The 7,622-nt window shown below is 61.0% G+C and carries 6 protein-coding genes and 1 pseudogene; 1 reads left to right on the top strand and 6 read right to left on the bottom strand.

Features of this window, described 5'->3' with window-relative positions:
* Positions 1 to 80: 80 nt before the first annotated feature.
* From K7W03_RS25910 to K7W03_RS25900, 3 genes are all read right to left on the bottom strand, one after another.
* Positions 81 to 2,393, bottom strand: a complete 2,313-nt coding sequence (locus K7W03_RS25910; protein ID WP_222887789.1) for a glycoside hydrolase family 127 protein — start codon at positions 2,391 to 2,393, stop codon at positions 81 to 83.
* 501 nt (positions 2,394 to 2,894) lie between these two features.
* Positions 2,895 to 4,421 (bottom strand): alpha-N-arabinofuranosidase, encoded by a 1,527-nt coding sequence (locus tag K7W03_RS25905; RefSeq protein ID WP_226870528.1) that lies wholly within the window; start codon positions 4,419 to 4,421, stop codon positions 2,895 to 2,897.
* Positions 4,422 to 4,726: 305 nt separating this feature from the next.
* The gene (locus K7W03_RS25900) at positions 4,727 to 5,110 is read right to left on the bottom strand and encodes a GFA family protein (RefSeq protein WP_222887788.1); all 384 of its coding nucleotides are present in this window, start codon (positions 5,108 to 5,110) and stop codon (positions 4,727 to 4,729) included.
* 241 nt (positions 5,111 to 5,351) lie between these two features.
* Between K7W03_RS25900 and K7W03_RS27975 the strand changes: the two are divergent.
* Positions 5,352 to 5,486, top strand: a pseudogene (locus tag K7W03_RS27975) (LysR family transcriptional regulator); the annotation flags it as partial.
* A gap of 58 nt (positions 5,487 to 5,544) precedes the next feature.
* On the opposite strand, the gene K7W03_RS25895 reads toward K7W03_RS27975, so the two are convergent.
* The 3 genes from K7W03_RS25895 to clpS form a co-directional block, all read right to left on the bottom strand.
* Positions 5,545 to 6,069: a PilZ domain-containing protein gene (locus K7W03_RS25895; protein WP_222887786.1), complete on the bottom strand. Its 525-nt coding sequence runs from the start codon at positions 6,067 to 6,069 to the stop codon at positions 5,545 to 5,547.
* Positions 6,070 to 6,286: 217 nt separating this feature from the next.
* The gene (locus tag K7W03_RS25890) at positions 6,287 to 6,820 is read right to left on the bottom strand and encodes a hypothetical protein (protein ID WP_222887784.1); all 534 of its coding nucleotides are present in this window, start codon (positions 6,818 to 6,820) and stop codon (positions 6,287 to 6,289) included.
* A 258-nt stretch (positions 6,821 to 7,078) separates the two neighbouring features.
* Entirely contained in the window at positions 7,079 to 7,486 is a 408-nt protein-coding gene (clpS, locus tag K7W03_RS25885) for an ATP-dependent Clp protease adapter ClpS (protein ID WP_044661526.1), read from the bottom strand.
* Between the last annotated feature and the right edge of the window lie 136 nt (positions 7,487 to 7,622).

Raw genomic sequence — 7,622 nt, 5'->3', positions numbered from 1 at the left:
AATACGCTCGCCCAACGCCACCTCCAAAAGGCAGCCTTGAATCAACGCCCGATCCTGCTGTCAACCTTTGTCCACGAAACCTAGACCGATTTGAGCCGCATGGTGCGGGCCGTATAGACCTCGACGCCCTGCCACTTGTCCGATTCGAAGCGGACGCGAATCTTCGACTTACCCTGCGTCATTTTCGTCGGCAGCGCATAGGTCTGCACGTTGCGGGCGCTAGTACTCTCCCCCGGCAAGCGTTCGCGCACCAGTTGCTCGCTATCGATCATGATCCGAAAATCCTTGTCGCGCTGCCCGCCGCCATAAGCGACCTGAAGCGCGAGCGGGCCGGGCGCGACGGCCAGGTCAAATTCGAAGAACCCGACATTCACGTTCCGGCTGCGGTCGGCGACGTGGGAAACGGGCGCCGACTGACCGCTGTCCGCAAAGGCGTGATCCACCTCCGGCTGTTGCTCCCCCAGCCGGATCACGTCGATCGTGCGCGCGGCCAAGTCCGCCCGGTCTTTCGAGGCTTGGGTCCACGCGGCTTGCTGGGTCGGCCATTCCGCCACGTCGAAGCGTCGGAAATAGACGGCGGCGCGGTTCTCATGCTGCGCAAAAAAGGGGCGTAGCGTCAGGTCGCCCGGCTTGCCCTGTTCGCCCAGGCGATAGTGATGCAGTCCGGCAGCCGCCACCAGCACCGGTTCGGCGCGGTCGGTAACGATGGCGGGGTCGAGGCCGTCCCAAGCTCCCTTGCCAGGCCCCATATCACCGGCCAGGACGAGCGGCCCGCTGACGAACGCCACCAGCTTGGCATCATCGGGCATCGATTCGACCCGTACCGGCATGGGCAGCGACAGTTCAATCCGGTCCCCCGCCTTCAGGCCGGTCAGCATCAGATAGCCGCCATCCCGGACGCCCGCAGTCTTGCCGTTCACCTTCAACAACGGGTCGGCGCACCAGCCCGGCACGCGCAGCGCGAGCCTTTTCGGCGCATTCGTCACCGCAATCCGCACCATATTGCCCAGCGGAAATTCGGTATCCATGTCGAGTTTCGCTTCGGGCGCGTTCAGCGTGGAGGCGTAATAGAGGTTGATCGCAACCGCATCGCCGCGCTTCCAATAGATGCTTTCGCCATGCTTCGAATGGCTCTCCATACCCGAGCCGACACAGCACCAGAAATCCTCGGTGGGGCTGGAATGCACCCGTCCCATTCCCAGTGCCAGCGCGGTGAAATAGGTGAACATGCCCGTCTTCGGGTCTTGCTGGCTCATGATATGGTTGAGGTGCGCGCGCTCGTAGAAATCGAAATAGCTGGCCTCGCCACTCCAACTGTACAGATGCCGCGTCAAGCGCAGCATGTTGTAGCTGTTGCACGCCTCGCACGTCTGTTGGTCGAGCCGTTGGGCAAGCTGGCGCGGCAGGCCGAAATGCTCGTGATCCGAGTTGCCGCCGATGACGTAGCTGTGGTCGTGCGTGACCGTGGTCCAAAAGAACTGTGCGACTTTCGCGCGGTCCGCGTTGCCCGTCAGTTCATGCAGTCGCGCCTCGCCGATGATCTTCGGAATCTGGGTATTGGCGTGCTTGCCGGCGAGTTCATCACGCCCGGCCTGAAGCGGATCGACGATCGCGTGATGCCGCATCCGCTCCGACAGGGTCAGCCAGCGGCGATTGCCGGTGCGCTTGTAGAGTTCGGCATATGATTCGGTCAGCCCGCCATGCTCGGTGCGCAGGATGTCTTGGACCTGCGTATCGCTCAACCCCTCTAGGATTTTGCCCAGATAGTCGCCCAGCCCGATCGCCACGGTCAAGCCGTCCTTGATCCCCCCATGCTGATGCGCGTCCAGCGCGCCTGCCATGACCTTGTGATAGGTGTACAAGGGGACCCATCCGTCGTTCAGGCTGAATCCGGTCGAGCGGATTTCGCCCCTGCGCAGTTCCTCATACACGACCTTGCCATCGACGGTCTTGCCGTCGCGATCGACCGTGGTGCCGCCAGCATAGCCGTCCCCGTGCCTGGCTTGGATCGCCTTGAGTTGGCCGACGATATAAGCGGCGCGGTCGCGGAATTGCGGGTCGCCCGTCTGGGCGTGGATCAGCGACACCGCGCTCATATAATGGCCCAGCGAATGGCCCGCGATCCCACGCGATTCCCACCCCCCATAGACCTTACCCCTGGTCGGCAATCCGGCGCCGGCGTGGAAATTATGCAGCAGCCGGTCGGCGTCGAGCGACAGGAGATAGCGCGCGTTCGCCCGGACCGACGTCAGGAAGATCGAAGGCTTCAACCTAACCTGCGACAGGGAAAAGGGTGTCGCGATCGACGCCGCAGCCGGCGCGGCCCATGTGAAGCGCGGCAGGGCCCCAAACGCGATTCCAGCCCCCAGCGTGCCGCGACGCGTCCAGCTCATGTAAATCTCCCAATCAGATGCCCAAGAGCACCCTATCGAACCAATTTGTCGGAGTAAACTATGAATCTTATCGGAGTAAATGTCGAGGTCCAGGCGCCACCTCGGTTCGACATGGACCGTTCGTCGGGTGCGATATTTGCCGCATATGACGGACCACGCACCATCGTGGCTGCGCATATACAAGCCCGTGCTTATGCTGGTGCAGCACGGCCATTACCTTATTCAAATCCTGGTGCGGCGAGATGCTGGCTTGTGAACCATAACAGTGAGGGATTGGGTATCGTCGGGGTCCGTCTCAATGTCGCTCAGCACGATAAGGCGCTGCTTCGCCGCCGGCGACGCGGCGGAAGGCGGTGGGGGAGAGGCGGCCGGCAAATCGACGGAAAAGCTGGCAAATCGACGGAAAAGATGGTCGCTGCAACTGCGGCCAATGCGACAACAGCTTTCACGCGATCCGGTCCCGGTTCGCGCGGGCGGTCGTTCGATGTCGGCTTTTGGCCATCATTCCATAACGCTCAGAACGGTTACCGACTTGGGCGGCAATGTCACTTTCAACCGGCCGCCGATCACCTTGGCGGCACTTGGCTGCGGCTTGACCATGTCGGGCTTGTCATAGCTGTTGACCGCATCGACCCGTGATGCGGTCAGCACGGTACCCGATGCCTTGCGCGCGCGGATGCCCGCCACCGCCGCATCGATGGAGGCGGCATTGTTCGGGTCGACGTTGGTGAGCGCGATCCACAGCTTCCCGTCGGCGCCGCGCGCCGCAATCGCATCGATGCGCGGCACGCTTACCTCGCCGAACCTGTATGTTCCCGCGTCGAAGCTAATCGGCAAGCGCGTGGCGTTCTGGAACGGCACATACATTTTGAACAAGTGATAGGTGGGCGTCAGCACCATCTTCGGCCCGTCCGTCAGGATCATCGCCTGAAGCACGTTCACCATCTGGGCGATGGCGGTCATGCGGACCCGATCGGCATGGCGGACGAACATGTTGAGGTTGATCGAAGCGATGACGGCGTCGCGGATGGAGTTCTGCTGATGCAGGAAACCATCCTTGCTGCCGGGCAGCTTCGCGAGCCAAACGCCCCATTCATCTATGACCAGCGGGACTTTCTTGTCCGGGTCGTATTTGTCCATCACCGCTGAGTGGACGCGGATCATCTCCTCCATCTTCAGCGTGTCCTTGATGAGCATCGCATATTCGCGCTCGCCAAAGTCGATGCTGGAAAAGGGCGGGGGCCAGCTGATCCAGGTATAGTTGTGCATCGACAGCCCTTCGATGCTCCAGCTCCAGTCATGCGCCTTCCATGCCTTCATGACGGCTTCGGTATAGGCCGTGTCCAGTCCGCCGGGCCCGACCGCGATCCGTTGCATCGGGTCCGATCCGGCTACCGAACCGCCCGCAGGATTGTCCGTGCCCTGCTGTTCGAGGTTGAGGTTACGGGCGAAGCGAGCGTAGCGCTTCATTTCATCGACATAATAGTCGGGCGTGTACGCGCCGCCACAACTCCAGCTTTCGTTCCCAAGACCCAGAAATTTGACTCGGTAGGGTTTGGGATGGCCATTGGCTGCGCGTTCCGCCCCCGCCGTCGTGCCGCGATCAGCGGTCATGTACGCGAGCCAGTCGGCGGCTTCCTTGACGCTGCCCGATCCCATGTTGACCGATATATAGGCTTCGGCCCCGATCTGATCGATGAAGTCGAAAAATTCGTCCGTGCCGAAATCATTCTTCTCCAGCGCGTTGCCCCAGCTGCCGTTCACCGTTACCGCCCGCTTGGCGCGAGGACCGACCCCATCGCGCCAATGATATTCGTCGGCAAAGCACCCGCCCGGCCAGCGAACGCTCGGAACCTTCAATTCCTTCAGCGCCTGAACCACATCGCTGCGAATGCCACGCACATTGGGTATCGGCGAGTCTTCGCCCACCCAGACGCCGCCATAGATGCCTGTTCCCAGATTTTCGGCGAACTGACCGAAGATGTCGCGGTCGATGGTCGGTCCCGTACCGTCGGCGGCGACCGTCATGGCGACAGATGCCGGTTGCGCCAGAGCCGACGCCGGAACAGCGGCTACCGCCAACGCCAGCGTGAGATTTAGCTGCACCCTTCGACCCTCCCGCCGCCTATCCAATATTCAGGCATGCCGCTGTAAGAGATTACTCCGACTATTTCTAGGAATATCTTCACTCAGCGCTGGGGAGGGCGCCGTCAAAGCTAAGTGGCAACGGGTAAACAGACGGCGTGAGCAGCCGCCCCAAGAGCCCGTTCCGATACTTCAACTCGTCGCCCGAGGTGATCCGCCTCGCTGTGCTCATATATGTCCGCTAAACTTCAAGACTCCCGATTGCGTGCAAATTGAGGAACGGGAAGAGGCGCGACCCACGGCAGCCGACGGGTGATCCAGTTCTCATATTGCGGCACGAGACCCGTGGCGTCGTCGAAGCTCGCGACGGGAAGCTCGATCTCATCGCCGGCAAGGTTCACGAACCGAGATCCGCATGTAGGGCAATGTAGCCGATAATAGCCGGGGCTGCTCTCCCACGCCGCATATGGACCGCAAAGATCGACGGCCGCGCGGGCAAAGACGGCAAAGGCAAGATAGGGTGCGCCATGCGCTCTCTGACAAACAAGGCAGTGACAAAGGCCCACACGTGACGCGTCACCTCGGGCTATGAACCTCAATGCGCCACAGGCGCAGCTACCTGAACGTTCCATAGTTGCTGTTGTCATGCGCGAACAACACGCAGCCACGGGGAAAGACCCAGGCCGATCGGTTGAAAGACGACCTTGCGTCCATCGACGGCGGAGAAGAGCGAGAGTTCCTCGCCCGCTGTCGGGCAGATAAAATCATGCGCCATATGTCATGTAAGGGCCGCTTTTGCTGGGTCGATCGCCTGTCTTGGGTAATGTTGCAGGGCGTAGGGCGAGCTCCAGTTCGTGTCACGAGCCAAGATTCATTCTCGGAGACTGGACGCCACCGCTCGTGCCATTGTGTCTCTATTATTCCAATCGCCGGAATTCCTCCGCGGCCTTCCAGGCATTCATCGCGCTGGCGCGCGACTTCGCCGCCGGACGGCTCACACAGCCTTGAGCCTGCTGGTGTAGGTTCGGGCAGCGTGCAGCTAAAGGGCCGTTTGACAGGCGGAATATTAGAGGTGACTTTCCAGTTCGGAAAACGGTCGCGAGAGGATCTGGTAAAGTTCGCTGGCGGCAAAGCCTGCGGCAATGAGAGCAAGGACTACGAACACACCAAATTGGAATGCCGCTGACCAACGTCGGCTATTCTCCAATTGGCGCGCAATGCGCGCATCTGCGTCCGCTCTTGGCTGAGCCCGGCGTTCATAGGATGATTCGGGATCATTCGCAGATCGGGGACGGGAAGCCAGGCGCGGTTCATTGATTATGGCAGCGATATCGAGCCTGCCCTGCGCCTGAATCCCGAAAAAGCGATCTTTCCGCCAGACGACCCGCCCTATAATCGTCAGTCGCCCACGCCGTATCTCTACATAAGTGCCGCGCTCAGGGGCTTCGTCGGATGCCACGAGTGCGCCACCCGAGGACAGATTATGGATGACCGCTTCGACCCAGGATTCGCCCACGCGCATCCTCGCCGGAATCAACACCGGGTGACGTGTCTCACGAGGTTTGTAGCCAATCTGTAACGCCTTGAGCACGCGACAGCCCTCTCCCAGATCTCTCGCTCCTAAACTATCATGGTGAAAAGAATGCTAAGACGGAGCGATTACAGGTTGCTTCCGGGAGCATGGCGTCAGGGCATGGTGCATCACCCTCCACCAGTTTTGGCGATGACACGGTGATGCTCGTTTGATGCAACCGTCCGGCGAGAGATTTTCGCCATTCGAGAATGGTTATGAGAAGGCCTTCACCCACTCAGGACATGATCCTCTGCAGACAAGCGGTAGTCATCCATGAAGCACTGACATTCTCGCGGGCCGAGAGCGTTTTGATGTCGACGGGATCGTCCCGCAGGATTTTCCACCAGCGATGGGCTTTCACGATCAGCCGCACGAGCGAGAGGTCCATGCGATCGGCAGTCGGTGCATCTCCATCATGGACCAGTCGCAGTGCCCGTCCCGATCTGGTCAGGCGTACACCGGATCTGAAGCTGACCACCCGGCTTTCAGTGCCGTATCCGCTGCCAGCATCTGGCGCCAGAGCCCGGCTGCGGCAGTCCATGGTGATCCCGTCGCGGCCTACTTCAATTCTGGCCAGAAGGCTGCGGAGAGTGTCGCTGTCCCGCCGTCTCACGGATCCGGCCAGCGTCTCGATGCCGGCGACGAATGCTGGCAGGTTGGCACCATCGATGAGCATGCCGATGTTGATGGCGAACTGCAACGGATACCTGCACAGGGTCGGGAGCTTCTCTACCACGATATTCTCCAGTTCCCGGGCCGGGATGTGCATGCCTTCGCTGCTTTCCCCATGCTGGAGTGCCCGGCTGACATAAGAGCATCTGATGGCGACGAGTTCGCGTTGGACTGACAGCACCGTCTGGAAAAACGCCTCGCACGGCCGCGCTGGCAGAATGCCATCCTCTGGTCAGGCTGAAGGCGTCACCGAACCGCTTGGTCCGTGCCACGTCATCGATTGCCGGGCATGGCCCCGAGTCGTGGGCCGGTGAGATTCGCGTTATGCCCGCCTGTCAGGTGCCCCGGGACACCATCAGGCCTTTTCCAAGGTGCACTGGAGCGGGTGCTGGTTCTGGCGGGCAAAGTCCATCACCTGATTCACCTTGGTTTCCGCCACTTCATAGCTGAAGATTCCGCATACGCCGACGCCCCGCTGGTGGACGTGCAGCATCACGCGCGTCGCCTCCTCCATGTCCATGCGAAAGAATTGCTGGAGAACGTGCACGACGAATTCCATCGGCGTGTAGTCGTCGTTCAGCATCAGCACCTTGTAGAGAGAGGGCTTTTTCGTCCGGGCGCGCGTGCGCGTGGCGATGCCGACATTGGGGCCGCCCGGGCCGTCGCCCTGGTCGTCCTGATCCTTGTCCGCCATCATCGCGGGATATGCCATCATCGAGAAGCTGTTCATGATGGGGAAGGATATGGCTATTTGCTCTTGCATGGCAAGGGGTCCGACGGGGCGTAAACCATCCTTCCGGGTGGGAACGGCCTGGGGGAGGGGGGAACGGGGTGGAAGGCGGCGATTCTGTTCCACGTTCTGGCCTGGGGGCTCCGCGCTCCTGCTCCCGGCGGATCAT

It is taken from the genome of Sphingobium sp. PNB (genome assembly GCF_019873065.1).
GTDB classification, from domain to species: domain Bacteria; phylum Pseudomonadota; class Alphaproteobacteria; order Sphingomonadales; family Sphingomonadaceae; genus Sphingobium; species Sphingobium fuliginis.
This window is presented reverse-complemented; position numbering and strand designations above follow the sequence as displayed.

Coding starts and splice junctions, on each gene's coding strand:
- clpS (WP_044661526.1), bottom strand. CDS start 7,486: ATGCAAGAGCAAATAGCCATATCCTTCCCCATCATGAACAGCTTCTCG.
- K7W03_RS25900 (WP_222887788.1), bottom strand. CDS start 5,110: ATGGAACGTTCAGGTAGCTGCGCCTGTGGCGCATTGAGGTTCATAGCC.
- K7W03_RS25910 (WP_222887789.1), bottom strand. CDS start 2,393: ATGAGCTGGACGCGTCGCGGCACGCTGGGGGCTGGAATCGCGTTTGGG.
- K7W03_RS25905 (WP_226870528.1), bottom strand. CDS start 4,421: ATGACGGTCGCCGCCGACGGTACGGGACCGACCATCGACCGCGACATC.
- K7W03_RS25890 (WP_222887784.1), bottom strand. CDS start 6,820: ATGCACATCCCGGCCCGGGAACTGGAGAATATCGTGGTAGAGAAGCTC.